24 protein-coding genes, 2 pseudogenes and 1 riboswitch are annotated in these 25,078 nt (G+C 42.4%); of the genes and pseudogenes, 19 read left to right on the top strand and 7 right to left on the bottom strand.

The features are described from left to right. Window positions 1-253 precede the first annotated feature (253 nt). From KOL94_RS05025 to KOL94_RS05040, 5 genes and pseudogenes are all read left to right on the top strand, one after another. On the top strand, window positions 254-721 hold the full coding sequence (locus KOL94_RS05025; RefSeq protein WP_221564652.1) for a MarR family winged helix-turn-helix transcriptional regulator: 468 nt from the start codon (window positions 254-256) through the stop codon (window positions 719-721). Window positions 722-874: 153 nt separating this feature from the next. Beyond that, window positions 875-1,000: a hypothetical protein gene (locus tag KOL94_RS25140; RefSeq protein WP_260412203.1), complete on the top strand. Its 126-nt coding sequence runs from the start codon at window positions 875-877 to the stop codon at window positions 998-1,000. A 155-nt stretch (window positions 1,001-1,155) separates the two neighbouring features. Then, window positions 1,156-2,220, top strand: coding sequence for a flavin-containing monooxygenase (locus KOL94_RS05030; protein WP_221564654.1), 1,065 nt, complete (start codon window positions 1,156-1,158; stop codon window positions 2,218-2,220). A gap of 24 nt (window positions 2,221-2,244) precedes the next feature. Further along, window positions 2,245-3,048, top strand: a complete 804-nt coding sequence (locus KOL94_RS05035) for an MFS transporter (protein WP_221564656.1) — start codon at window positions 2,245-2,247, stop codon at window positions 3,046-3,048. A 27-nt stretch (window positions 3,049-3,075) separates the two neighbouring features. Continuing rightward, window positions 3,076-3,462, top strand: a pseudogene (locus KOL94_RS05040) (MFS transporter); the annotation flags it as partial. A 394-nt stretch (window positions 3,463-3,856) separates the two neighbouring features. On the opposite strand, the gene metC reads toward KOL94_RS05040, so the two are convergent. The 3 genes from metC to selD all read right to left on the bottom strand — a co-directional run bounded on the left by metC (window position 3,857) and on the right by selD (window position 7,656). Beyond that, a complete protein-coding gene (gene metC, locus KOL94_RS05045; RefSeq protein WP_221564658.1) occupies window positions 3,857-5,041 on the bottom strand; it encodes a cystathionine beta-lyase in 1,185 nt (394 codons plus the stop codon). After that, window positions 5,038-6,150, bottom strand: a complete 1,113-nt coding sequence (locus KOL94_RS05050; RefSeq protein WP_221564660.1) for a methionine biosynthesis PLP-dependent protein — start codon at window positions 6,148-6,150, stop codon at window positions 5,038-5,040. The genes metC and KOL94_RS05050 overlap by 4 nt, the downstream gene beginning before the upstream one ends. Before the next feature lie 86 nt (window positions 6,151-6,236). Then, window positions 6,237-6,351: riboswitch (SAM riboswitch) on the bottom strand. 252 nt (window positions 6,352-6,603) lie between these two features. After that, window positions 6,604-7,656: a selenide, water dikinase SelD gene (gene selD / locus KOL94_RS05055; RefSeq protein WP_221564662.1), complete on the bottom strand. Its 1,053-nt coding sequence runs from the start codon at window positions 7,654-7,656 to the stop codon at window positions 6,604-6,606. A gap of 170 nt (window positions 7,657-7,826) precedes the next feature. Between selD and KOL94_RS05060 the strand changes: the two are divergent. Both KOL94_RS05060 and selA read left to right on the top strand, forming a co-directional pair. Next, window positions 7,827-8,018: pseudogene (locus tag KOL94_RS05060) on the top strand (Rdx family protein); the annotation flags it as partial. Between the two features lie 82 nt (window positions 8,019-8,100). Next, window positions 8,101-9,498 (top strand): L-seryl-tRNA(Sec) selenium transferase, encoded by a 1,398-nt coding sequence (selA, locus tag KOL94_RS05065; protein ID WP_221564666.1) that lies wholly within the window; start codon window positions 8,101-8,103, stop codon window positions 9,496-9,498. A 246-nt stretch (window positions 9,499-9,744) separates the two neighbouring features. On the opposite strand, the gene KOL94_RS05070 is transcribed toward selA, so the two are convergent. Beyond that, window positions 9,745-9,885 (bottom strand): small acid-soluble spore protein P, encoded by a 141-nt coding sequence (locus KOL94_RS05070; protein WP_221564668.1) that lies wholly within the window; start codon window positions 9,883-9,885, stop codon window positions 9,745-9,747. 198 nt (window positions 9,886-10,083) lie between these two features. On the opposite strand from KOL94_RS05070, the gene KOL94_RS05075 reads away from it, so the two are divergent. Then, window positions 10,084-10,341 carry a hypothetical protein gene (locus KOL94_RS05075; RefSeq protein WP_221564670.1) on the top strand — a complete coding sequence of 86 codons (258 nt, stop codon included), beginning with the start codon at window positions 10,084-10,086 and terminating at the stop codon, window positions 10,339-10,341. 258 nt (window positions 10,342-10,599) lie between these two features. On the opposite strand, the gene sspO is transcribed toward KOL94_RS05075, so the two are convergent. Next, window positions 10,600-10,749, bottom strand: a complete 150-nt coding sequence (gene sspO, locus KOL94_RS05080) for a small acid-soluble spore protein O (RefSeq protein ID WP_221564673.1) — start codon at window positions 10,747-10,749, stop codon at window positions 10,600-10,602. 233 nt (window positions 10,750-10,982) lie between these two features. Between sspO and acnA the strand changes: the two genes are divergently transcribed. The 8 genes from acnA (at window position 10,983) to KOL94_RS05120 (ending at window position 19,161) form a co-directional block, all read left to right on the top strand. Continuing rightward, window positions 10,983-13,694 carry an aconitate hydratase AcnA gene (acnA, locus tag KOL94_RS05085; protein ID WP_221564675.1) on the top strand — a complete coding sequence of 904 codons (2,712 nt, stop codon included), beginning with the start codon at window positions 10,983-10,985 and terminating at the stop codon, window positions 13,692-13,694. A gap of 65 nt (window positions 13,695-13,759) precedes the next feature. Further along, entirely contained in the window at window positions 13,760-14,464 is a 705-nt protein-coding gene (locus KOL94_RS05090; RefSeq protein WP_221564677.1) for a thermonuclease family protein, read from the top strand. A gap of 106 nt (window positions 14,465-14,570) precedes the next feature. Then, entirely contained in the window at window positions 14,571-14,699 is a 129-nt protein-coding gene (locus tag KOL94_RS05095; protein WP_221564678.1) for an FbpB family small basic protein, read from the top strand. A 277-nt stretch (window positions 14,700-14,976) separates the two neighbouring features. After that, entirely contained in the window at window positions 14,977-15,117 is a 141-nt protein-coding gene (locus KOL94_RS05100; RefSeq protein ID WP_221564680.1) for an acid-soluble spore protein N, read from the top strand. A gap of 91 nt (window positions 15,118-15,208) precedes the next feature. Continuing rightward, a complete protein-coding gene (locus KOL94_RS05105) occupies window positions 15,209-15,910 on the top strand; it encodes a hypothetical protein (RefSeq protein ID WP_221564682.1) in 702 nt (233 codons plus the stop codon). A gap of 126 nt (window positions 15,911-16,036) precedes the next feature. Then, window positions 16,037-18,376: an AAA family ATPase gene (locus KOL94_RS05110; protein ID WP_221564684.1), complete on the top strand. Its 2,340-nt coding sequence runs from the start codon at window positions 16,037-16,039 to the stop codon at window positions 18,374-18,376. Window positions 18,377-18,387: 11 nt separating this feature from the next. Further along, window positions 18,388-18,819 carry an acyl-CoA thioesterase gene (locus KOL94_RS05115; RefSeq protein ID WP_221564686.1) on the top strand — a complete coding sequence of 144 codons (432 nt, stop codon included), beginning with the start codon at window positions 18,388-18,390 and terminating at the stop codon, window positions 18,817-18,819. Between the two features lie 30 nt (window positions 18,820-18,849). Next, complete coding sequence (locus tag KOL94_RS05120) at window positions 18,850-19,161, top strand: hypothetical protein (protein ID WP_221564689.1); 312 nt, start codon at window positions 18,850-18,852, stop codon at window positions 19,159-19,161. Between the two features lie 12 nt (window positions 19,162-19,173). On the opposite strand, the gene KOL94_RS05125 is transcribed toward KOL94_RS05120, so the two are convergent. Beyond that, a complete protein-coding gene (locus KOL94_RS05125; protein ID WP_221564691.1) occupies window positions 19,174-19,470 on the bottom strand; it encodes a HesB/YadR/YfhF family protein in 297 nt (98 codons plus the stop codon). A 272-nt stretch (window positions 19,471-19,742) separates the two neighbouring features. On the opposite strand from KOL94_RS05125, the gene KOL94_RS05130 reads away from it, so the two are divergent. Beyond that, a complete protein-coding gene (locus tag KOL94_RS05130) occupies window positions 19,743-20,633 on the top strand; it encodes a GDSL-type esterase/lipase family protein (RefSeq protein ID WP_221564693.1) in 891 nt (296 codons plus the stop codon). A gap of 8 nt (window positions 20,634-20,641) precedes the next feature. Here the strand turns inward: KOL94_RS05130 and KOL94_RS05135 are convergent, their stop codons facing one another. Beyond that, entirely contained in the window at window positions 20,642-22,048 is a 1,407-nt protein-coding gene (locus KOL94_RS05135) for a Na+/H+ antiporter NhaC family protein (protein ID WP_221564695.1), read from the bottom strand. Between the two features lie 117 nt (window positions 22,049-22,165). On the opposite strand from KOL94_RS05135, the gene dat reads away from it, so the two are divergent. After that, complete coding sequence (gene dat, locus KOL94_RS05140; protein WP_221564698.1) at window positions 22,166-23,017, top strand: D-amino-acid transaminase; 852 nt, start codon at window positions 22,166-22,168, stop codon at window positions 23,015-23,017. A gap of 553 nt (window positions 23,018-23,570) precedes the next feature. Next, a complete protein-coding gene (gene cshA / locus KOL94_RS05145; protein WP_221564700.1) occupies window positions 23,571-25,076 on the top strand; it encodes a degradosome RNA helicase CshA in 1,506 nt (501 codons plus the stop codon). Window positions 25,077-25,078: the final 2 nt, after the last annotated feature.

Consider the following 25,078-nt stretch of genomic DNA (forward strand, 5'->3'; position numbering starts at 1 on the left):
CAAGTGTACGTTAGAAGGAAAATAGACCTCTAAAGCTGATTACTTCAATTTATAGTTAACAAGAACATTAAAACGCAAGTGGTTTTGTATCAAATCACCTGCGTTTTTTTAGTGTGTTAAATCATTTCCAATAGCGTTTTTCACGAAAAGGGAAGCAACCTATATTCTTTTGTTTGAAATGCAATTTAGATATCAATACACAATAGTTGCATTGGACATTTATTTTGACCTATACTATGGGCAGGTGATGTAAATGAATAAACAGGATAACACACAAAATATTGAGGAAATCAGATATTTATTTATCGTCATGGCTCGGCAATTTGGCCTACTTCAAAAGGAAAGTTCTCAATGTTGCGGGGTGACAATGGTCCAGAGTCATATCCTTTACGAAATTAAAATGATGAGCCATCTATCCCTAAATGATTTGGCAAAAAGACTGGGGTTAGACAACAGTACCACCAGCCGTCATGTTCACGGACTGGTCGAAAAAGGATATGTACAGCGACAATCGGATCCTAATGATCGTCGTTATGTGACCCTTGGCTTAACCGAACAAGGTGCTAAGCTTGAAGAAAAAATCAGCCTAATCACATCAAATTACATTACAGATCTTTTCAGCCAACTTCCAGAAGGTAAAATGGATTCCATTTCTTCTGAATTAAAGTTGTTGACCGAAGCGATGTGTCGGAGTGAATTTTGTTGCCAGCCACCTCTCTAACGAAGGAAAAGCCACTTGGCTTTTTTCTTTGAATAATAATTGTATACAGCAATAGTTGTTAAAAAGGATTAAATAAAACATTGGAAACGAGAGGTCTTTTATTGAAACTTTTTTGATTTTGTTTGTAGAGCTAATGAAAGGAGGTGAGAAGGCGTGACAGAGAAAAAAGAGAACGCCATTAAACAGTTTATAAATCAGTTTAAACAGGCAAAAAAGGATTGTTGTGTGGTTAAGATTGAGGAAGATACTTCTGGACAAAACACATCCACAAAACAATAATAACGGATAGCTGGGACTGTCCTAAAAGAAAAGTGTCAGACACCTCCAACACAACATTTTGTATCAATACCACGATTTTTCTTAAAATGTTGTTAAGTTCGGTGATAGTCAGACACTTTTGTGACAGCCCCAGGTCCCATTGGGGGGAGCATAAGATGTATGATGCCATCGTTATAGGAGCTGGTCAGGGTGGTTTAGCAGCAGGATATTACCTGAAACGAAATAAACTGGATTATCTAATTTTGGAAGCGAGTGACCAGACTGCCGGTTCTTGGCCAAAGTATTATGATAGTTTGACCTTATTTTCACCAATTCGCTACTCTTCACTACCAGGTTTGGCAATTCCAGGACACCCGGATAGTTATCCACTGAAAGAGGAGGTTATCCGATATTTGAATAAATACCGAACACATTTCAACCTCCATGTAAAAACAAACAAAAAAGTCATTGGTGTTTCCAAAAATAGTCGATCTTTTACTGTCACTATTCAGGATGGTACTACGTATCAAGCGAAAGCTATAATAAATGCCACCGGTGCTTTTAATCATCCTTATATCCCTCATATAGAAGGTGAAGAATTCTTCGAGGGAAGAGTTCTCCATACCTATCAATACAAACGACCAGAATCCTTTGAAGGGGAAAGGGTATTGGTTGTCGGGGGAAGAAATTCTGCTGTCCAGGTTGCTGTTGAACTAGCCCGTGTAGCAGAAGTAAGTCTTGCAACAAGGACACCGATTAAGTATTTACCACAGAAGTTTCTCGGTAAGGATGGTCATTTCTGGGGACGTGTTATTGGTGTCGACACATTTCCAATTGGCCTGTGGAAAACAGTAAGGGATAAAGAACCCGTAATTGATCTTGGTGGATTCAAACAGTCTATTGAGGTTGATCGAAACCCCGATCAACGAACGATGTTCAAGAAATTTACAAAGAATGGCGTAGAGTGGACAGATGGCAATATCGAACGAATCGACTCAGTCATATTTGCCACGGGCTTTAAACCAACTTTCCCTTACTTGGAATCCTTACCAGAGGCAGTTGGAGAGGATGGTTTTGCACTTCAGAGAGGCGGGATCAGTACGACCATTGAAGGATTGTATTATGTTGGTCTGCACTGGCAAAGAAATCATGCATCCGCAACACTGCGGGGGGTTGGACCTGATGCAAAATTCATTCTGAAACGGCTGAAGAAATATTTACGCTCCATCCAAAATAATTGATGGAATATGGTAAAAGAGGATAAAATGCGACAAATAAACAACAAAACCCTTGTTAAGTTGGTGGGCCTAATAACGGCCGTCTGTGGTTTGGGCGATGCGATGCTTTTTATCGTCTTACCCATCTATTACCCTGATTTCGGGCTGACATTTTTGTGGCAGGTCGGCGTCCTCCTGTCTATTAACCGGTTTATCCGGCTTCCAATCAACCCTCTTGTTGGTTGGTTTTATCTGAGAATGAGTAAACGAGCGGGGCTTCTTCTTGCAGTTTTGTTAGCAATAGGAACCACTTTTTCATACGGTTGGCTGCAAAATTTCTGGCTATTGTTCATTGCGCGTTGCGTGTGGGGAGTGGCTTGGTCGTTTCTACGTCTTGGCGGATACCTTACAGTTTTGGAGGCTTCATCTAATCACAATCGTGGTCATTTCATTGGCATATACAATGGACTAGCTGGATTAGGGGGATTAGTTGGAATGCTAGCTGGTGGTTTGATGACAGACCTGATCAACATAAAGATTGTAACGAATACCTTTAGTATGATTACACTGCTGGTCATTCCCTTCGTTATCAAATATATACCTTCTTCAGTCCCGACTTCCAAAATGGAAAAAGGATGGATTACCCAAAAAAGAGGTTATTCATCTATTTGGAAAACGAAGGATTTCCTGATTGTTTTAGGATCTGGCCTATTAATCCCTTTGGTTGTCCATGGTGTATTTGCTTCCACTTTAAGTACTATGATTTCGAAGCAATTATCTTCCATTCCTGAAGTTGCAGGTGTTGGAATAGGTGCTGCTTCATTAGCAGGAATCATTCAAGCAATACGTTAGGGATGGGATCCTTACTTAGCCCCTTTTGTAGGGAGGACTTCAGATCGGTCGGGGCAGCGGGAACCTTTATTGATTGTTTCGATGTTGGGGGGCTCACTTTTCTTTGCGCTCATTCCATTTGGTGAATCATGGTTCATTCTCATTCTTTTCCTTCTGGGATTTCAATTGATGTCCACCTTAATGACCACGTTAAGTGATTCGCTTGCCTCTGATACCGCTTCACTGATTTCGAGGGTGAAAGTCATGACAGCATATACCATTACGGTTGATATTGGTTCTGCATTAGGTCCTCTATTGGGTTATTTCATAATCGATTGGATAGGGATTTATTACTTGTATTGGATGGTTAGTAGTTTATTGTTTTTTCTGGCCTTAGTTTGGTATGTATTCATTGTAAAAATACCTTCTAAATAAAATTTTTCAAGGAACTGAACCGTCAGTTTTTTTAAGGCTCTTTTAGTAAAGCTTGTGTTTTTTGATCCGTGGGAAATATACTCGCTTTTCGCGGGCGAACTGCAAGCCTCCTCACTCGTTCCTCGTTGTGGGGTCTCGCTTGGCTCGCTATTACCGCAGGAGTCTCGTATATTTCAACCACTTACAGATTCCATCAATCAAAAGTTTTTTAAATAGCAACAAACCTTTATAAAACAGCCTTTTTTAAATATGATTTAGAAAGGAAACCACGGAGAATGTTAATTTCTCCGTGGTTTTCCTTCTTATGAATTCATTTAAGTAAGCACCTTGTGAATAAGTCCTTATACTCACAAGCTTGCATTCTCATTTTTTATTGATTCGGAATCCCTCTAATTCAAAAGCCTGGTGTGGCTGCGATGTTGACCTGGTGTTCCAGGGCTGTCTCAAAATCCTGGATGAGGTCATCTGGATGTTCAAGACCGACCGATAATCGCAACAACGAATTCGTGATTCCTCTTCGTCTCCGTTCCACTTCTGGCATTGCAGCATGTGACATTTTTGCAGGATAAGAGAGGATTGATTCGACAGCCCCGAGACTAACTGCAAATACAGGCAATTGCACCTTTTTAACGAATGATCGTAAGACGTGTTCATTTTCAAGCTCAAAAGAAAGGACGGCTCCTGCTCCAGTTGCCTGACTATTTTGCAAGTGATAACCATTGTGACCTGAAAGTCCAGGATAGTATACGTGCTTCACCAATAAATGTCCTTGGAGATGGCGTGCAATTTTTTTTGCTGATTCCATCGATTTTTCAAGTCTTACATGAAGTGTTTTCAGTCCGCGGAGGACCAGCCATGAATCTTGAGCTCCGAGAACTGCGCCGAATGAGTTTTGTAAGAATGCTAATTTATCTCCGATCGCCTCATCTTTAACGACGGCTAGACCGGCTACGACATCACTATGACCTGACAGGAATTTAGTCGCACTATGCAATACAACATCTGCTCCAAGTGCCAAAGGCTTTTGTATCGCTGGTGTCAAAAACGTATTATCAACGAAGGTAAGAGCGTCTGCTTGTTTTGCCAGCTTTGCGATCGATTCGATGTCTGTAACCTTCAGCAATGGATTCGAAGGCGTCTCTACATAAATAACTTTTGTATTTGGACGGATCTGCTTTTCAACCTCTGAAAGATCGGTCATGTCGACAAATGTATGGTCAATCCCATATCTTGACAAGACCTCGGTTACCATCCGATAGGTGCCGCCGTATACGTCCTCTGAGATGAGAACGTGGTCACCTTGCGACAAAAGGAGGAAAGCGGTTGAGATTGCTGACATTCCGGATGCAAAGGCGAAACCTCTCGAGCCTTCTTCTAACGAGGCAATAGTCTCTTCCAATGCCTCCCTTGTGGGATTCAATGAACGACTGTAATCGTATTTTCCGAACTCGTCAATATCGAACTGGTGATAGGTAGAAGAGGGGTGGATCGGTACACTGACTGAGCCTGTTGCTCGATCGATTTTATGATCATTGTGAAGGAGCTTCGTTTCAAATGATAGTTGATTTTGGTGACTCATGTTAAAACCTCCGTACATGCTTTTGTTAGTGATTGCTCTAAATCTTTTATGAGATCATCAGCATCTTCTATTCCCACAGAAAACCGGAGTAGTCTGTTACAAACACCGTTTTTCGTGCGTATTTCTTCTGGTACATCTGCATGTGTCTGTGTGGCAGGGTAAGTGATGAAGCTTTCGACCCCGCCTAGGCTCTCCGCAAAGGCTATCAGTGACAGTGATTGTAAAAGCGGATTGATACAGGATTCATCGATGATCCGGAAAGAAAGCATTCCGCCTCGACCGGGGTAAAGGACATCGGTGACAGCTTCGTGTTTCGACAAGTAATCTGCGATCTGCTGCGCGTTTATCTGATGTTTTTCCATGCGTAAAGATAATGTTTTCATCCCTCTCATCAACAACCAGGAATCGAATGGACTCAACACTGCACCTGCCGCATTATGGTGGTCTGCGAGAGCATCGCACAGTTCTTTTCCTTTTGCGACGATCAAGCCAGCAAGGACGTCATTATGACCTCCCAAATATTTGGTAGCACTATGGATGACGATATCCGCCCCAAGCTCAATCGGCCGTTGCAATAGAGGTGTGTAGAAGGTGTTGTCGACAATGAGCAATAAGCCATGTTCCTTCGCAATCGCAGCAACGGTTGGGATATCTGTCTCTTCCATAAGCGGATTGGTCGGCGTCTCGATGAAAATCGCTTTGGTTTTGTCTGTGATGATATGTTCAATCGCTGCGGGGTCTACCGTATCGACATACTTGCAGTTAAGCCCCCATTTACGGAAACCTTTTTCAAAGAGCCTGTAAGTTCCGCCATATAAATCTTTACAAACAATGAATTCATCTCCTGACTGGAACAACGAGAGCAATGTCAAGATTGCAGACATCCCGGAGCTGCAGGCGAACCCTTGATCACCGCCTTCAAGATCGGCGATGGTCTCTTCAAGAATTTTTCGTGTTGGATTTCCTGTCCGGATATAATCATAATCGGATGATTGACCGATTCCATCATGTCGGTATGCAGTTGAGAAGTATACAGGTGGATTGACAGTTCCTGTGACGTTCTCACTGCGGTTTCCGATCTGGGCTAGTTTCGTTTCGAATGTGTACATTAATAATCCTCCTTAGTTGTAAAACACCTGAAAAAAAGAAAAAAGCCTTCTTAAGAAGAAGACTTTTGTATGTAGATTTGTCATTCTTCTTATCTTCACAAGTTCAAGGAACCTGCTGGAATTAGCACCTTTTCAACGTGGAGCATGTTGATGGTTGCTGAGGTGTCATCGGGCCATTCCCTCTACCTCTCTGGATAAGAAATTCGATTATTCAATTTTGAAATTAAACTTACATCAAATCAGAGTGAAGTTCAAGACTTTTTTTAAAATTTTATCAGAATATTTAAACTTATATATCCGATCGAAAAACTAAGAAATATGATTTGTATCATTGGGGGAGTTGGGGTTTGGATGCTCAGTGGCAGGAAGGAAGAGAGTCATCGGTGCAATTCCAAAATTTATCGGTGCAAATGAAAAAAGGATGACTCCACCAAGCCATCCTTTTTATCAATCTTATTTGCTCGCATATAAATATCGTTCTTGCTTTTCAGTCACTTTTCCAATGATAGAGGTCGCTTCTACACCTTTTTCCTTCATTCGTTCTACATACTGTTTCGCTTCTGCTTCAGGCATGCTGATCAACAAGCCGCCTGACGTTACAGCATCACAAAGGATCCACTGGTGAAGTTCATTCAACCCATCATAGTCCACATCGTCTGCAATCCAGCGATGATTCGCTTTCGTGCCCCCTGGGACTACGCCAGCTTCTGCGAGTACTGTCGTACCTTCTAGGATAGGAACGTTGCCGTATTGGATGTGCATCGACACATCGCTGCCTCGAGCCATTTCTGAAGCATGTCCCAATAGTCCGAAACCAGTGACATCCGTTACCGCATTCGGATAGAAATCAGCTAACTCTTCAGCGGCTGTTTTATTAAGGGTTGCCATTGTTGTCGTAACCCGTTCTAGCTGTTCATCCGTCAATCGTTCGCTTTTGATTGCCGTTGTCTGGATTCCGACCCCGATCGGCTTTGTCAAAACCAGAGCGTCACCAGGTTGTGCTCCAACATTTTTAAAGATTTTATCCGGGTGGGCGATCCCTGTGACGGAAAGTCCGAATTTCGGTTCATTATCGTCGATTGAATGGCCTCCGGCGATTACGGCACCGGACTCGTGTACTTTATCAGAAGCCCCTTTAAGTATTTCTGCCAGGATTTCTGGACCTAGTGATTTGATCGGGTACCCAAGGATATTCAGCACTGTCGTCGGTTTTCCGCCCATGGCATACACATCACTCAATGAATTAGCTGCCGCGATTTGACCGAAATGATAAGGATCATCAACAATCGGTGTGAAAAAATCGACCGTCTGGATGATGGCAAGATCATCTGTCAGTTTATAGACTCCCGCATCATCAGATGTATCTAAACCTACAAGAAGGTTGGGGTCTTTTTCTCTTTCAGGTAAATGACGCAAGACTTGCGCCAGGTCTTCAGGACCGATTTTGCATCCTCAGCCACCTTTAGATGATAGTGTTGTCAATCGGATTTTCTCTTCTTTACTCATCAATAGCACCTCCTTTTATAAGTATAAACAACTTTTTTGCGAATTGAGAAATAATATACTAGAATTAACGTATCAAAGTTTTGAAAACACTTTCAAAAATGACGAAGGGAGTTTTTTCAATGAGTTATAAAGTATCTGTGGAATTCTGCATGCAGTGAAACTACGCGCCAAAAGCCGCGAGTTTCGCGGAACAAATGTTCAATCATTTCCGTTCAGACGTTACTTCACTGGATATGATCCCGAGCTCAGGCGGGGCATTCGAAGTGACGGTCAATGATCAGAAGCTGTATTCCAAGCTTGAAACCGGAGAATTTCCCGATAATGAAAAATTGTTTGATGAAATCGAAAAGTTGAACGGATAAACGAGCGCCTCCCGCGGGTCCTGCCCTGGAGGTGTTCTCTCGCCTTACAGACAGGACTCGATTTCGTTAGGAGGATATTCGTATGAAGGAACAACTACGTTTACTTCCAGCTGTCCACACCATCCAGACTGATGCCCGTTTTCAGGATATGATCGAAAACGGAGGATTTTCGCAAAATGGTCTCACGGTCATGATCCAGGAACAGTTGGAAGCGGTACGCAAACAGATTTTAGCTGGAAATCGGCTGCCTTGTGAAACAAAGCAAGAAATGGTCGATATCATCTTCGATCAGCTAAACGAGAGATTAAATTCTTCAACAGTACATAAAATCCGACCAGTGATCAATGCAACTGGTGTCGTGATCCATACAAACTTAGGACGGTCCCGTTTAAGTGAAAATGCAATTGAAAAGATGACAGAAGTAGCCCGTCATTACTCGAATCTGGAATATAACATTACTAAAGGTATTAGAGGCTCCAGGCATGATTTAGTAGAAGAATTGATTTGTGACCTCACTGGATCCGAAGCGGCAATGGTCGTTAATAACAATGCGGCAGCAGTTTTCCTTGTACTGAGATCGCTTGCGGCTGGTAAAAATGTCGTCGTTTCCAGAGGCGAGCTCGTGGAAATCGGTGGTTCGTTTCGTGTGTCTTCGATCATGGAGGAAAGCGGGGCAGTCCTTAAAGAAGTAGGGACCACCAATAAAACGCATGTGCAAGACTACGAACATGCGATTGATGAAGGAACGGCTATGCTTATGAAGGTCCACACGAGTAATTTTAAAGTGATCGGATTTACAGCGTCTGTTCCAGCTGAAAAACTCGTTGACATAGCGAAGCAGCACGAAGATGTTTTGACTTATGAGGACTTGGGCAGTGGTGCTTTATATGATTTCCGGGCTGACGGAATTGGGGAGGAACCGGTTGTAAAAGAGGTGCTATCTTCAGGAGTTGATCTTGTTACATTCAGTGGCGATAAACTACTCGGTGGACCTCAATGCGGGGTTATTGCCGGTAAAAGATCATTAATCCAAAAGCTGAAAAAGCATCAGCTCGCACGTGTCTTACGCGTCGATAAATTCACCCTGGCTTCCCTTGAAGCAACGTTGCTTCCCTATAAGTATGATCGTATCGCAGAGATTCCGACTGTACGGGATATTATCCAGCCAGTTGAAGAAATACAGGAACAAGCAGAGCGGTTCATAGAAGGTGTCAGAACGATTGAAAACATGACGGTTAACCTTGAAGAGAGTGTTTCGATGATCGGTGGGGGGACGATGCCGGAAGTCGAGTTGCCGACTTATGTCGTATCCGTAAAACATGAATCGCTGTCGAGTAAGGCGTTGTTTGCGAAATTACGTGGTGCAGAAACGCCTGTCATCGGGAGGATCAAAGAGGAGCAGTTCATTTTGGATTTCCGTACAGTGACGTACGACGAACAAGATCAGATGGTGAAAATATTCAACGAAATTTTTGTTTAAATCGCAAAAATAGGGGTAAAAAAACCGTAAGAAGACCATCTTGAAGGTCTATCGTACGGTTTTTTGTTTTATTTAAAGAAAGTATAAAATACTTTCTTTAGTCTAAGCGTAACTATGGCTCAGCCTGCGCCAAGGCTTGGCTTTGCCAGGTTTCTTTATTTGATTTCCGGCCATAATAAGGAATCCGACGGTTTTAAGGCTTATTACAACCAAAGGAGCACGAAAACCAGCAGCTTTATCTATTCATTACATCCGTCCGCCGTGATTTTGTCTTGTATGATTACGGTTTTTCACTTTTTTTGACCCATCCAACGGTTCTGGTTGTCCAGGATTTTCGCCCTTAGGTGCGTTTTTCCTTTGGTCTTTAGAAGTGTTCCTTTCAGTCATTGAAAGCCCTCCTTTACTGGCAATTGATTCTGGCGAGATTTATATATAGTCCAGCCTTCATCAATGTTTTGGCGATGTCTTCGATTCTTTTTTAGTATGGAAGAGGCGGGGTGATGATATTCATAATTGGTGATGGAATAAATCCTAGTCCTGTGTCTCATATTAATGACAGACCGACTATGAAAAGGAGGAATTCTCATGCCGTATCATAAAGATAAACAACAAGCATTCCAAGCCGCACAGCAAGGATACGAACAGGCGATCCAAGCGAATGGAACTGCACTTGAGAGTTCAGCAGATCCGGACTTTGCAACAAAACAACAACAATTCGAGCAAGAATTGTCTGAAGCGCTTCAGCAAATCGAGAATGCACTGGAAGTCGCGAGTGAACATCAACGCATGCAGCTTCGTCATTACCAGGAAGACCTCTACAATTTACGGAAAGACATATATTGACGGATTCTGATTCTATTTAGGAGGTAACACCAATTTTTAAAAGGCACATCGAACACCAAGACCCATATTTGAAGGAATCTTATGTCCGCTAATGTTCAAACAAACAAATCTGTGTTGAAAACGAGATGAAAGTGCTCTATGAACGCTTCATACGGACAAATCTGAGTTAAAACCGGGATGAAAGTGCTCTACGAACGCTTTTAAAGTATGTTAAAAAGGGGCTTGCCAATTGGTTCAGCCCCTTTTTCTTGCTGAGGATCATTGATTCTTTTTCCGCTTTTTATTATTCTGCCTTTCTGCTTCTGTCAAAGGCTCATTGGCATATTCATGATCGAATTGGGTTGGCTGCTGGACTGCTTGCTCAACGGAGATTTCCTTTTGATTATTCCCTCGTTTAGGTTTTGCCATCGATATGTCACCTCCATGTGTGTTTAGTTTGTAACGACAACTAAAACTAATACATGTACAGTTCTATAAGAAATACTTATTAACTTTAATAACTATATTGGAATTTACTTATGAAAGTAGTTCCTTTAAACTAGAAATGAAGGAAGGATAAAACAATTAAAAACAAAAACAGTAATCTTTCGACAGTATACCCGTATGTAGGGTATCATGGTTAGGAGAAGGAGGGTTTTCGCATGAGTACAAACGATGTTTATCATGCTAGAAAAACGTTTGAAGCAAATGGAAAAACGTATCACTATTATGACTTGAAAGCACTTGAAAACGCAGGGGTTGGCGATGTTTCCAGACTGCCATACTCGATCAAAGTGCTTCTTGAATCAGTCTTGCGTCAATATGACGGAAGAGTAATCGACAAAGAACACATTGAAAACCTGACAAAATGGGGAACGAATGACGTCAAGGACATTGATGTTCCATTCAAACCTTCACGTGTCATCCTGCAAGACTTCACTGGTGTTCCAGCAGTTGTCGACCTTGCATCATTACGTAAAGCGATGGCTGACATGGGTGGAACTCCAGACAAGATCAACCCTGAAATTCCAGTCGATCTTGTCATCGACCACTCGGTACAAGTTGATAAGTATGGATCAGATGATGCCCTTAAATTCAACATGAAGCGTGAATTCGAACGTAACCTTGAGCGTTACAAATTCTTGCGTTGGGCTCAAACATCATTCGACAACTACCGTGCCGTACCACCTGCTACAGGCATCGTCCACCAGGTGAACCTTGAATACTTAGCTTCAGTTGTAGCAACGAATGAAGAAGATGGTGAACTGGTTGCTTTTCCTGATTCACTAGTCGGAACTGACTCACATACGACAATGATCAACGGTATCGGTGTACTCGGTTGGGGTGTCGGTGGTATCGAAGCGGAAGCAGGAATGCTCGGTCAACCATCTTACTTCCCAGTACCGGAAGTAATCGGTGTCAAGTTGACTGGTGAAATGCCGAACGGAACGACTGCAACTGACCTTGCACTTAAAGTTACTCAAGTGCTCCGTCAGAAGAACGTTGTAGGTAAGTTCGTCGAATTCTTCGGACCTGGTCTGAAGGACATGACACTTGCTGACCGTGCGACGATCTCAAACATGGCGCCAGAATACGGTGCAACTTGCGGATTCTTCCCAGTTGATGAAGAAACATTGAACTATCTTCGATTGACTGGACGCTCTCCTGAGCAGATCGAAGTCGTTGAGAAGTATACGAAAGCGAATGGCATGTTCTATACGCCAGGAACAAAAGATCCTGATTTCACGGATGTTGTTGAAGTGAATCTTTCTGAGCTTGAACCGAACCTATCTGGGCCGAAACGTCCACAGGATCTGATTCCGCTTTCTGACATGAAAGATTCCTTCAACAAAGCTCTTGTTTCTCCAGCAGGAAACAGCGGATTCGGTTTGGAAAAAGAAGAGATCAACAAATCAGTTGAAATCAAACATCCAAATGGAAAAGTTTCCAATATGCGTACCGGTGACCTTGCGATCGCTGCAATCACAAGTTGTACGAACACATCCAACCCTAGCGTCATGCTTGGTGCTGGATTAATTGCAAAAAAAGCGGTTGAAAAAGGATTGGAAGTACCTGAGTATGTAAAAACGAGTCTCGCACCAGGATCAAAAGTTGTTACAGGATACCTTGAAGCTGCAGGTCTTATGCCATACATGGATAAACTCGGTTTCAACCTTGTCGGTTACGGCTGTACGACTTGTATCGGTAACTCCGGTCCATTGGCTGAAGAAATCGAAGAAGGTATTGCTAAAACAGACCTTGTCGTTTCTTCTGTCCTATCGGGTAACCGTAACTTCGAAGGGCGTATCCACCCGCTTGTAAAAGCGAACTATCTTGCATCACCACCACTTGTAGTGGCGTATGCACTCGCTGGATCCGTTGACTTCGACCTTGAAAATGATTCATTCGGTAAAGATAAAGACGGAAACGACGTATACTTCAAAGATTTATGGCCGACAACTGAAGAAATCAAAGCTATAATGAGTGACGCAGTCAAGCCAGAACTCTTCAAGAAGGAATACGAGCGTGTATTCGATGACAACAAAGAGTGGAATGAACTCGATACGACAGAAGAAGAACTATACAGCTGGGATGACGATTCAACTTACATCCAGAACCCGCCGTTCTTCCAAGGTCTTTCTAAAGAGCCAGGAAAAGTCGAAGCTCTTAATGAATTACGTGTTGTTGGTAAGTTTGGTGATTCTGTCACAACTGACCACATCTCGCCTGCTGGTGCAATCGGAAAAGATACGCCTGCTGGTAAATACTTGATAGATAACGGTGTCAAGCCATCTGAGTTCAACTCATACGGTTCTCGTCGTGGTAACCATGAAGTAATGATGCGTGGTACATTTGCGAACATCCGTATCCGTAATCAGATCGCTCCTGGTACTGAAGGCGGCTGGACAACATACTGGCCAACTGAAGAAGTCATGTACATCTATGATGCTTGTATGAAGTATCAACAAGATGGAACAGGACTCGCAGTTCTTGCAGGAAAAGATTATGGAATGGGAAGCTCTCGTGACTGGGCTGCCAAAGGTACAAACCTTCTCGGCATCAAGACGGTCATCGCTGAAAGCTTTGAACGAATCCACAGAAGTAACCTGGTGCTGATGGGTGTTCTTCCTCTTCAATTTAAAGAAGGAGAAAGCGCAGAAACACTAGGACTTACTGGAAAAGAAACGTTCGCTGTTGATATCGATGAGAATGTAAAACCTCGTCAAACGCTCACTGTCACTGCGACAGATGAAGAAGGAAACGAGAAGAAATTTGAAGTGATCGCACGTTTTGATAGTGAAGTTGAAATCGACTACTATCGTCACGGCGGAATCCTTCAAATGGTACTTCGTAACAAATTACAAAACGCATAAGTCAGATGAAAAATAGCAGCTCCAACCGGGGCTGCTATTTACATACATAAGGAGAGAACGAAGCATTGAAGAATTTGAAATACATACTCAGTTTGATTTTGTTTGTTTTACTGTCGGTCGGGTGTTCAGAAGCAGCGCCAGATGGTACTTATGAAGTGACGAAAGTGATTGATGGTGACACCTTCAAAGTAAATTACGAAGGAAAGGAAGAGACGATCCGGTTGTTATTGGTCGATACGCCAGAAACAGTTCACCCAAGTAAGCCCGTACAGCCTTTCGGAAAAGAAGCAAGCAACTTCATGAAAGAAAAGCTTGCAGGAAAACGTGTAGAGCTTGAACTGGATGTTTCGGAGCGTGATAAGTACGGTCGTATTTTAGCCTATGCTTATGATCTTGATGGTAACATGTTGAATGAAAAGCTTCTTGAAAAAGGGCTTGCCAGGGTAGCTTACATTTTTCCGCCTAACACGAAATATGTCGATCGATTCCAGAAAATCCAAAGAGACGCACAGAAAAAAGAAGCCGGAATTTGGAGCCTTGAGAATTATGTGACAGAGGACGGTTTTTATCAGGAGAATTCAGAACAGGGAAACTCATCACCGGATAAAGAAAAGGATTCCTCTTGTAACATCAAGGGCAACATCAATTCAAGTGGGGAAAAGATCTATCATATGCCTGACGGGCAATATTATGAAATCACGGAGCCGGAAGAAATGTTCTGCAGTGAAGCAGAAGCACAAGAAGCTGGATTCAGACCTTCACAGCGATGAGTCCTCTACGCACTTGAATCAATATAAAAACTTTCAGATAATTTGAATAGACCTGAAAGGATCTGGGAATAACTGTACTATTGATTTATGTGCGAGGAGGATCTTAATGCGTAAAAGCAACAAACAGACGTTCAAAGAACTGGTCAATACGAACAAACAAGAGCTTCTGAAAGACCAGGAAGCAATGGAGCGTCTTGAAATCAAACTTGAAAACAGACACTTGAAAAATGGATGAAAGTAGGAAATGGTCCTACTTTCTTCTTTTACATTTAGATTTGCTAGGTCTCGCCTGGCCCACTTTTCCCGTGGAAGTGTCGCAAATTTCGTTTTAAATCAACAGATGTTTTTTAACAGAACTTTTCATTTAAAAAAATTTAAATATACTTTTTTCAATTATCAGGGCAACTAACGGCCAGCATTCCCAAAGGCTGGGCTGAGCAAAGTTTTACTTTATTTACAAGCAATTTTCGAAGTAAATTTGGAGAGGATAGTAAGGAAGGGAGGCTGGATCGATGAGCAATCCGAAACGTCATCCTAAAGACTTCGTTCCGAATCACATCGGAACACAGCCACGTGAAGCGGGTGGCAACAAGGGTAAACAAATGAGCAACAAATCGAATGAACAGCCTGATTATGCTCCTCCAAAAGGTTGAAGTATGTGACCCCGCGTCGCATACTTTTTTTATTTTTCGAGCAGAATTGTACGGCCGGAAACAGTTTCTAACGGCCAAAAGCGGGTCTCATATGGCTAAAATGGTACTTTTTACGGCCAATTTCGCTGATCTATCGGCGGAACGACAAGCATCGACACAATCCTCCATGCTAAAAACCCACCACTTTTTAAATAAAACCCCAAAAAATGTCGAAAAAGCCGACGCTAAAAACCTTACGATTACGAAACTTATGTTGAACGAATGGGGAGGAGTGGAAGTAATGACAGTCCAAGCAATAATACAACCACTAGATGTATCACGAAATAAAGAAGACAAAGATCCGTTTTACCGTAAACTTGAAATACATATGCAACGGTTAGGACACCTCATCCCTTTTAAAGAGCAGCTTAATTGGGAGTCACCGATAACAACAATCGATTTAGGTGATATGCAGACCTTGCAGAATTTCAGGAAGAAAACCGCTAAGAATGACGGGGTTCTTTTAATTTATGCGAAACTCACTAAAGGGACGATCTATCAGCACATCATCTTACATCCGAATAATACGGGGATTTATCTTCCGTTCAGATTTGAAAATCCATTTTATATCCCGATCGGTGATAAGAAAATATGGATTGGTTCATCCGTTCGGCTTCTAGAAGAACTCGGCTGGTTGGAACTTTCGATGATGGAGGAGACAGATGAATCCATCGTAAGTTACTGGAACAACTTGAAGGATGCATGCGAACTTTCGGTTGAAAACACGACACCGATCATGTTGCAAACCTCATAAAAATGGCCAAGAAGCTGTCACTAAACGTGATGGCTTTTTCAATTCGTCAAAAGTGCGAAGTCGGAAGAACCCATGGTCTGTATGATATAATGGGTAGGATTGGTATGTAGCAGGTGGTGAATGAAAATGAATGCGAACCGAAATGAAATGGATGATATAAAAAAACAAATACATGAGATTCAGACTAGTGAAAAATTTCCTCCGAACGCTGAAATCAACCTGTTGAAAAAACTGCAGACTGTTGAAAAGCGTCATGCGGAATCTGCCACAGAAGATTTGTCTCAGCTGATCGGTCAATTGAATGCATTAATCGTAAAAGTGAGGCTGGAGCGGACAGGCGTGGTTGATGAAGCCATGAAACAACGGATTGAACAGGCAGAAACACACGCTGGCGAAGATCGGCTCGTCCATGAAATGATCTATAAAACAGCATTAATCGAGCTTCAGGAATGGATTGAAGGAATTCATTTTCCGCGTATCCGTGAGACGGACAATGTACCGGCAAAGCGAAAAGCGGCCGATGATGCCATCGAAATGGTGAAAAGCCTTCAGAAAGAAGAGGATCGAATCAAAAGTTTGATCGATAAAAGCATCCTTGCTGCCAACGTACTAGAGGACAAGGGAAAAATAAATTCTGCCAAGCAAAAACAAACTGAAGATGAGGATCTGTTCAAGGCATTGGATCGTCTCATCCTCGTTTCAGAGGAGTATCGTTCCTCATTATCAGGATCATTCCATCCTTCTGCTCTTCAAAATGAGATGAAGCAGCTTATCAACGAAATCCAAACGATTCAAGAAAATTGGGTTGAGGCGAATACAGCGGAGAATGACCACAGTACGGCTCTCATGCAGCTGAATGATATGATCGGAATGGAAGAAGTGAAGGAGCGGGTGTACAAGCTCTATCGTTTTTTACAATTTCAAAAGAACCGCCAGGAGCAAGGTTTTCATATGAAGGATGAGCTCAGCTTGAACATGGTGCTTACCGGACAGCCGGGTACAGGAAAGACGACAATCGCCCGTTTGCTCGCAAAACTGTATTATGATCTTGGGATGCTACCGAAGAGTGAAGTGGTCGAGGTAGACAGATCGCAGCTAGTTGGAGCCTATGTTGGACAAACAGAAGAGAATACGTTAAAAGGCATCCAGCGTGCCCTGGGTGGGGTCCTGTTCATTGATGAAGCCTACAGCCTCAAACGTGAAGGGGCATCTGGAAACGACTACGGTCAAACGGCAATAGATACACTCGTATCTGCGATGACAAGCGGTGAATACGCTGGGAAGTTCGCGGTTATTTTAGCAGGATATCCTGAAGAAATGAGGCAGTTCCTCCGTTCAAACCCTGGCTTGCAGAGTCGTTTTCCTGACAGCAACCATATTTACCTGCCGGATTACAGCAACGAGGATTTGTTGAAAATCGCTGAGAAAGTGGCTTTTGAGAACGATTATACGTTCACGCATGAGGCACTTATTCGTATGGAGGAAAAAATCGAGCATGCACGTGTCGACGATACGTTCGGAAATGCAAGGACGGTCAGAGATCTGGTGCTGGATGTGATTTTTCAAAAAGGTGCGAGCATTTCTTCTGACACCGATGCAACGGTTGAGGATTTCACACAGATTCAGAAAAAGGATGTCCAAATCGATACCCCATCCTTTTATATAGATCCGGATGAGCAGCTTTCAGAGTTAGTCGGACTTGATGAAATCAAACAGGAAATGAAAACATTAAGTTCTTTCATCGAAGTGCAGCAGAAACGCAGGGAGTTGGAACTGCCAGGTGTACCGATCCAACTTCATTCAGTGTTCGTCGGAAATCCCGGAACAGGAAAGACGACAGTAGCATCAATTTACGCGAACCTTTTAAAGAAGAAAGGCTTTCTGAAGAGGGGACATCTTATTGTTGCTGGTCGTTCGGATCTTGTGGCAGGCTATACAGGCCAAACGGCTCTCAAGACAAAAAAGAAAGTACGTGAGGCGTTAGGCGGTGTCCTTTTCATCGATGAAGCCTATTCCTTGTTCAGCGGCCAGGGGGTGGATTTCGGTAAAGAAGCGATCAACACACTAGTCGAAGAGATGACGAAGCATAATGAAAATCTGGTCGTCGTTTTAGCTGGATATCCGAGAGAAACCGAAAAATTACTCAACAGTAATCCTGGTCTGTCTTCCCGGTTCAAAAAATTCTTCCACTTCGAGGATTATAGCCTTGAAGAATTGATTGAAATTATGAGACGACATTCTGAGAAATACGGCTATACGTGGGAGGATCGAGTTGAACCTTTTTTACAAGAGCAATTGCCGCAATTGAAAACCGACGGGAATGGAAGATTTGCAACAGATTTCATTGACAACACAATCCAGCAGCATGCAGATAGGATTATGGAGAAACACGTAGATATAGATGAAACAACATTGACAGTATTAGCGAAAAAAGATTTCGAAACGGCGATTACAGAAAATAAATAGGGGGAACGACGATGGTACAATCTAAGACGGAAATCGAAGTAAGATATGCAGAAACCGATCAGATGGGTGTTGTCCATCATGCCACCTATCTCGTATGGTTTGAGGTCGGCAGAACCCAATTTATCAAGGATCTAGGTTTTAGTTATGCACAAATGGAAGCAGACGGATTTCTAGCACCTGTCACGGACATCACGATTTCCTATAAGAGACCATTCAAATATGGTGAAAGAGCTGATATCCAGACCTGGCTCAAGCATTATAATGGTATCCGGTCTATTTATGGTTATGAAATCTATAACGAATCCGGTAAGTTGTGTATTTCCGGAACATCAACCCATGTCCTTGTCAACAAGGAAACGTTCAAACCGATCAGAATGGAAAAAGTGCTGCCTGATTGGCATAAGGCTTATCAAAAAGCATCAGATGCATCAAGGAAAGATTAATGGAAAGTTAAGAGGGGCTGGAATTCTGTCATGGCTTTTGGAATTGACCGAAAAGAACTTCAAAAGTGGAAAGAAAATGCGATGAAAGAGAAAATTGCCTTTCTGACCCATTATTGGATTGATGAGCGGTTCCCGGACTGTGATACTGTTACGAAGGTTGCTTGCTGTGATGTTGAAAAGCTAATCGCATGGGGAAGACGATACGAATTACAACCAGAGTGGATTGATCATCGCGCCGACTTTCCCCATTACGATCTTTTCGGAGACAGACAACTAAGGATATTGAAAGCAGAAAATCAATTCGATCAGATAAAGCGATTTAAGCTGGGGGATTTTAAATAATTCAGGAACTAACTATTCATGCTCAGTATAGTCATATGAGATTTCATCGTATTTCCTGCTGTATTTGATTTTAAGATCATGATCTTTGAAGTACCAGAGGTCTTTATTTTCAATGAAAAAGGTGATGCCGTCAGATTCGAAGGTTTCCCCGGCTTCTACCGGCTCCTCTTTGGAAATTCCGAGCGAGTAACCGGACTGGACGGTGCTGCAACCTCCGACTCTGGCAAAGAAACGGATATTGTCGCCTTCTGAAAGGTCAAGTTCTTTTATAAACCATTGGACTGCAGGTTGTGTAATGGTAAATTCCATGACGATTCCTCCTGTTAATAAGCGATTTCGATTGCAAAAGATCATTTTTCTACCTTATCAGCGGTTTGAAACGTTTGCAAATGGTTTGCAATTTTTGTCGATTTGTATAGTAAACTAGGTTATATGGGTATATACCCCATATACTAATAATGTAAAATAAAATTAACGGATGAATACAATGGTTTTAGCAATCTTGTTTCTAACCCGTTAAGATGGAATTGATTTAACACGCTTACTTTAGATATAAAACTGTTTCGTATAGAGGCGATAACATGAAAAAACAACAATTGATATTGTTCATCCTCATACCACTGGTCATCGTGTTCGGTGTGATCTTATTTTTGAATAAAGATAATCCGACGACCACTCCAGTACTGAGTCCTTCAATTGAGGAGGAGTTTCCGAAAGAAGAACAGGTAACGGAGGATCCTCCTTCAGAAGATGAGGAGAAAAAAGATGAGAAGGCTAAGGATGATCAAAAGGAAAATGATGAGCCAGTGGACGAAACGGTCATTGAAGACGTTCATATCGTTGGACTTGGGGATTCATTGACAAAAGGATCCGGTGATAAGACGAAAGAAGGATATATCCAACCTGTCGCGAGATACATCCAGGAGAATTCTGATGATTTAGTCAGCCTGAAGAATTTTGGAATCCACGGTTTACCGAGTGATAAGCTTGCAGCTAAAATGGATGAAGAAGATGTTCAAGACCATATCAGAGAGGCTGACCATGTCTTTATCACAATCGGTGGGAACGATATCCTGAACATCGTTGAATATAATTTTTTCAGCCTCAATATGGATTTGTTCGAAACAGGTCAGCAAAGGTACAGGAAGAATCTATTCGTGATTGTTCAGACGATCCGTACCCTGAATCCAAACGCCAATATCTATTTAGTAAGCATGTTCAATCCATTCCACAACTTCTTTCAGGATATAAAAGAAATTGACGGTGTAATCAATAAATGGAATTCAACGGCTAAAACTGTCGCAGAAATCAATGATAAAACATTATATGTTCCGATCGATGACCTCTTTATAGAAGAAGGCAGTGAGAAGCTTTTCGCCAACGATAAACTTCATCCAAATCAAGAAGGATATTTGAGGATGGCTGAAAGAATCGAAAATTACATCCAGCTTGAGGGTGAAGGATTAGAATGATTACCGCACTAAAGGATAAATGTAATTCCTGTGTAAAAGGCAGCTGAGATTGCGACAGCGATCAAGGCTGCCTTCAATTTGAAACGCGCATATTCCATCACTTGAAGGCCAAGGATACGGCTTAGAGTATTCCCATCGTCACTTAATGGTGAAGCGAACGCTCCGAATGTCCCGCTAGCGAAAACGGCTCCAATGACAAGCGGTAAAGATACGCCTGAAATCGCAGCCATCGATATACCAAGAGGCATCAATATTCCCCATGTTCCCCAGGCAGAACCTATGAAATACGAGACAGCACTCCCAAATAGAAATAAAATCGGCGGGACAAGAATGGAAGGGATCCAGCCTGCGTGATCTGTGATGAAGGTCGAAAATCCCAAATCTTCCGTAACGGAAGCCAATCCCCAGATGACAGATAATAACAAGATGACCGACATTAAATTATTTCCACCGAAAATGAAGCTTTCAATAAGAATTTTTAGTTCGAATTTTTGAAATAGGAAAAAAAAGATTGTCAGGAACGTAGTAATGAGGAGGGCGATGACCATCGCATCCAAAACGTTTGCTTTTATGAATGCTTTGAAGAAGCCAAATCCTTTCTGATGACCGTCCCACCATGTTAAAATTAAAGTCAAACCGATTACGACAATCAAAGGAAGCAACAAGTTCCATGGTTTCGATGGCAAATCAAGTGATACAGCAGGATCACAATTATGCCAATCATCCTCTTCCGAACCATTTTCGTTCGGTTGTTGTTGAGCACCGTCTGAGGAATGGTGAAAAAAGCTCAGATAAATCCCCACAAGGAAGATCGCGATAGCGAAGAAGTTGAAAGGTATACTTTGGATGAAAAGACTGTAAGGGTCGCCTTTTATATTCTGGTTGTGTAGCCCGAGTTCAACGACAGAAACCATGTATCCGACAAAAGCTGTCGCAATCGGAATGAGTACGATGATAGGTGTTGTCGTCGTTTCAATGACAAACCCTAATTCTTTTTTTGTCATATCCACCCGTTTCAATAACGCTCGCATGATCGGACCGATGGTGACGAAACGGAAACTGGGTGCACTGAATGTTCCGATCGTTGATACATATGTTAGAAGTATAGCTTCCTTTTTTGTATCAACTCGTTCAGAGGCAGCTTCAACGAAACCTTTGATTCCGCCAGCAACTTTGATCATCCCGACAAGTCCGGAGAAGACATAAAGAAAGACGATGATTTTGATATTGTTTTTGTCTACCAATGCTGTCACCAGGTATTGGAGCATGATTTCAATACCACCGATGGGAGCAGGGTTGGTCAAATAAGCTCCTGCAATCAATCCAATCAGGATACCTGGAAGCACTTGTTTTGTTATCATAGCGATCGGGATTACCAATAAGAAAGGGATAATCGACAGCCAATTTCCATCCATAGGATCACCTTTATCTATAGTTTTGGCTTTATATCTTTTTAACACGAACTCATTTGTCACTTTGTATAGCTTGTGAATCGAAAAAAATATTATACCGAGGAAAGCGGAGGAGAACGCATGATATTAGTTCAGGATCAATTGAAGGACCAATCAGAAGTACGGATCGATATCGAGGATCGAGGATATCAATTTGGTGATGGCGTATATGAAGTTGTTCGGATTTACAATGGGCAGTATTTCGGCATGGATGAGCATTTGGAACGCCTTGAACGAAGTGCGAAGGAAATTCATATGACACTTCCATATCCGATCGAGCTGTTAAAAACACGTTTAGAAAAATTAGCAGAGGCTAATGATATAAATGACGGACACGTTTATTTACAGATCACCAGAGGTGTCGCGGAACGGACACACCAATTTCCAGCAGAGCCAACACCTTTCCTTGTTGCTTACGCAAGGAAATCGCCGCGGCCCGAGAATAAGATGAGAGAAGGGATCACAGCAATCACGACTGAGGATATTCGTTGGCTGAGATGTGATATCAAAAGCTTGAACCTTCTTGGTAATGTTCTCGGCAAACAAAAAGCGATGGATGCGAAATGTGATGAATCAATATTCATACGGAGCAATGATATCGTTACCGAAGGCAGTTCGACAAACGTATATATCCTCAAGGATGGTGAAATTTTCACGCACCCAGCTAACAATTTCATTCTGAATGGAATCACGAGAAGGGTTGTCCTGGAACTTGCCGAAGAAGCGGGTATTACAGTACATGAAAAAACATTCAATAAACAAGAATTGATGGATGCAGATGAAGTCATCATTTCAAGTACGACGATGGAAGTGACGCCAGTCATCTCAATTGACGGTAAACAAGTGGGCACCGGTGTACCTGGAAAAGTGGCACGTACATTGCAAGAAAAATTCAATGAACGAATCGATAAATTGCAAAGTGTGAAAAATTGATTCCTTGCAATTCGGATACGTCCATGATAAATTTAATTCTGGATTAAAAAACCGGCAGCTCATATTTATTTTGTAAAGAGATGAGGCACTTCCGGCATTTCACGGGAGTGCTTCTATATGTTCGAAAATGAATTTCTTAAACGTGTTCGGGCGTCATAGGAAATTTCATGAAAAGAAAATAACTTTCTTTACACGATTTGAAAGCAGGGCACTTTCAACAACAATATTAGCCGAAGGGATGGGGCTGTTCGAAAGAGAAAGTGGCAGACACAAATGGAACAATCCCCGAGGACATCCTGTAAGGGCTGGTCAAAAACTACTGACCAAGCTCAATCTATATTGAGGCACTGTTAGTTAAAACACCTTGATTAATACTGGAAAGTAATTTTACAAAGTTAAATGTTAATGTTGATCCGTTCAGAAAGTTTTTTGAGCGAAATTCAACAATAAATCATTTAAAGAGTATAACTCTTTGCCATGATTTTTGAGCAAGGAGCCGGAAATCAATATTCAATGCTAACGTTGCCTTCTATCTAAAAAGGAGTTAGATGAATTGACAACATTTAAAGATTTAGGAATTGAAACACGTACGTTAAAAGCGATCAACGACATGGGGTTCGAAGAACCAACTTCCATTCAACGAGATGCGATTCCAGTAGCCCTCCAAGGAAAAGATTTGATCGGGCAAGCACAGACTGGAACTGGTAAGACCGCAGCATTTGGAATTCCGATGATTGAAAAGATCGAGAAGGAACAAACAGGCGTTCAAGCGCTGATCGTGACACCGACACGCGAACTTGCGATCCAGGTTGCTGAGGAATTGAACAAAATTGGTCAGCACAAGCGGATCCGCACACTTCCAATCTATGGAGGACAGCATATCGGCTTTCAGATCAAAGCGTTGAAGAAACGCCCGCAGATCCTTGTTGGAACACCAGGACGTCTATTGGATCACTTGAACCGTAAGACGATCCGCCTCGGCGAATTGAAGACAGTAGTCCTTGATGAAGCGGACGAAATGCTGAACATGGGATTCATCGACGATATCAAAGAGATCCTCGGTCAAATTCCAGAAGAACATCAAACGATGCTTTTCTCAGCAACAATGCCAAAAGCGATCAAAACGCTTGCTGATCAGTTCATGAAGCAGGACCGTGTTATCGTTCAGGTGAAAGCAAGTGAAATGACAGTAACGAAAATCGATCAACGATATGTAAAAGTCCATGAAAAAGAAAAGTTCGATGTGCTTTGCCGACTGTTGGACATTCAAGCACCAGAACTTGCAATCATTTTCGGACGTACGAAAAAGCGTGTCGATGAAGTAACAGATGCTCTTATAAAGAGGGGTTACTCAGCTGACGGGATCCATGGTGACCTGTCGCAACAGAAACGTGACCGTGTCATGAAGAAATTCCGTTCGAACCGCATCGATATTCTCGTTGCCACAGACGTTGCAGCACGTGGAATCGACATCAGTGGTGTATCCCATGTATACAACTTCGATATTCCTCAGGATCCGGAAAGCTATGTCCACCGTATCGGACGTACTGGCCGTGCTGGAAAAGAAGGAATGGCGATCACGTTCATGACTTCGCGTGAATTTGATCACCTGAAAACAATCGAACAGATCACAAAGAAGCGTATGGAACAAATGTCGATCCCGACGACAGATGACGCAATGGAAGGTCAGCAACGATTCGCAGCTGAGCAATTGACGAATGTAATCAATAATGAAGAACTCTCTTCCTATTATGCAGTCGCTGATGAACTTCTCGAAAAGTACGATGCACGTGAACTTGTAGCTTCTGCATTGAAGACTTCTATAAAAGAACCAGACAAGACACCAGTAGAGATCACGCCAATCAAGCCGTTGGACACGAAGAAGAAATCCTCCAATCGCCGTCCATATCAGCAAGGCAAAGGAAAAGGCGGACGTCCATATAATCGTGGTGGTAATCGTTCTGGTGGCGGAAATCGTCATGGCGGTGGCGGCGGACGCTCAAACAGTAACCGTCAAAACCGTTCCCATCGTTCTCAACGTCAACGAATAAATAAATAAGT

It is taken from the genome of Alkalihalobacillus sp. TS-13 (assembly GCF_019720915.1).
Lineage (GTDB): Bacteria > Bacillota > Bacilli > Bacillales > Fictibacillaceae > Pseudalkalibacillus.

What these genes read in the sequence shown, in the direction of transcription:
- KOL94_RS05130 (WP_221564693.1), top strand. Translation starts at nt 19,743, where the DNA reads ATGAAAAAACAACAATTGATATTGTTCATCCTCATACCACTGGTCATC.
- KOL94_RS05105 (WP_221564682.1), top strand. Translation starts at nt 15,209, where the DNA reads ATGGCTAAAATGGTACTTTTTACGGCCAATTTCGCTGATCTATCGGCG.
- KOL94_RS05035 (WP_221564656.1), top strand. Translation starts at nt 2,245, where the DNA reads ATGCGACAAATAAACAACAAAACCCTTGTTAAGTTGGTGGGCCTAATA.
- acnA (WP_221564675.1), top strand. Translation starts at nt 10,983, where the DNA reads ATGAGTACAAACGATGTTTATCATGCTAGAAAAACGTTTGAAGCAAAT.
- KOL94_RS05135 (WP_221564695.1), bottom strand. Translation starts at nt 22,048, where the DNA reads ATGGATGGAAATTGGCTGTCGATTATCCCTTTCTTATTGGTAATCCCG.
- KOL94_RS05095 (WP_221564678.1), top strand. Translation starts at nt 14,571, where the DNA reads ATGCGTAAAAGCAACAAACAGACGTTCAAAGAACTGGTCAATACGAAC.
- KOL94_RS05075 (WP_221564670.1), top strand. Translation starts at nt 10,084, where the DNA reads ATGCCGTATCATAAAGATAAACAACAAGCATTCCAAGCCGCACAGCAA.
- metC (WP_221564658.1), bottom strand. Translation starts at nt 5,041, where the DNA reads ATGAGTCACCAAAATCAACTATCATTTGAAACGAAGCTCCTTCACAAT.
- KOL94_RS05070 (WP_221564668.1), bottom strand. Translation starts at nt 9,885, where the DNA reads ATGACTGAAAGGAACACTTCTAAAGACCAAAGGAAAAACGCACCTAAG.
- KOL94_RS05050 (WP_221564660.1), bottom strand. Translation starts at nt 6,150, where the DNA reads ATGTACACATTCGAAACGAAACTAGCCCAGATCGGAAACCGCAGTGAG.
- KOL94_RS05125 (WP_221564691.1), bottom strand. Translation starts at nt 19,470, where the DNA reads ATGGAATTTACCATTACACAACCTGCAGTCCAATGGTTTATAAAAGAA.
- KOL94_RS05030 (WP_221564654.1), top strand. Translation starts at nt 1,156, where the DNA reads ATGTATGATGCCATCGTTATAGGAGCTGGTCAGGGTGGTTTAGCAGCA.
- selA (WP_221564666.1), top strand. Translation starts at nt 8,101, where the DNA reads ATGAAGGAACAACTACGTTTACTTCCAGCTGTCCACACCATCCAGACT.
- KOL94_RS05025 (WP_221564652.1), top strand. Translation starts at nt 254, where the DNA reads ATGAATAAACAGGATAACACACAAAATATTGAGGAAATCAGATATTTA.
- KOL94_RS05120 (WP_221564689.1), top strand. Translation starts at nt 18,850, where the DNA reads ATGGCTTTTGGAATTGACCGAAAAGAACTTCAAAAGTGGAAAGAAAAT.
- KOL94_RS05115 (WP_221564686.1), top strand. Translation starts at nt 18,388, where the DNA reads ATGGTACAATCTAAGACGGAAATCGAAGTAAGATATGCAGAAACCGAT.
- dat (WP_221564698.1), top strand. Translation starts at nt 22,166, where the DNA reads ATGATATTAGTTCAGGATCAATTGAAGGACCAATCAGAAGTACGGATC.
- KOL94_RS05110 (WP_221564684.1), top strand. Translation starts at nt 16,037, where the DNA reads ATGAATGCGAACCGAAATGAAATGGATGATATAAAAAAACAAATACAT.
- KOL94_RS05100 (WP_221564680.1), top strand. Translation starts at nt 14,977, where the DNA reads ATGAGCAATCCGAAACGTCATCCTAAAGACTTCGTTCCGAATCACATC.
- sspO (WP_221564673.1), bottom strand. Translation starts at nt 10,749, where the DNA reads ATGGCAAAACCTAAACGAGGGAATAATCAAAAGGAAATCTCCGTTGAG.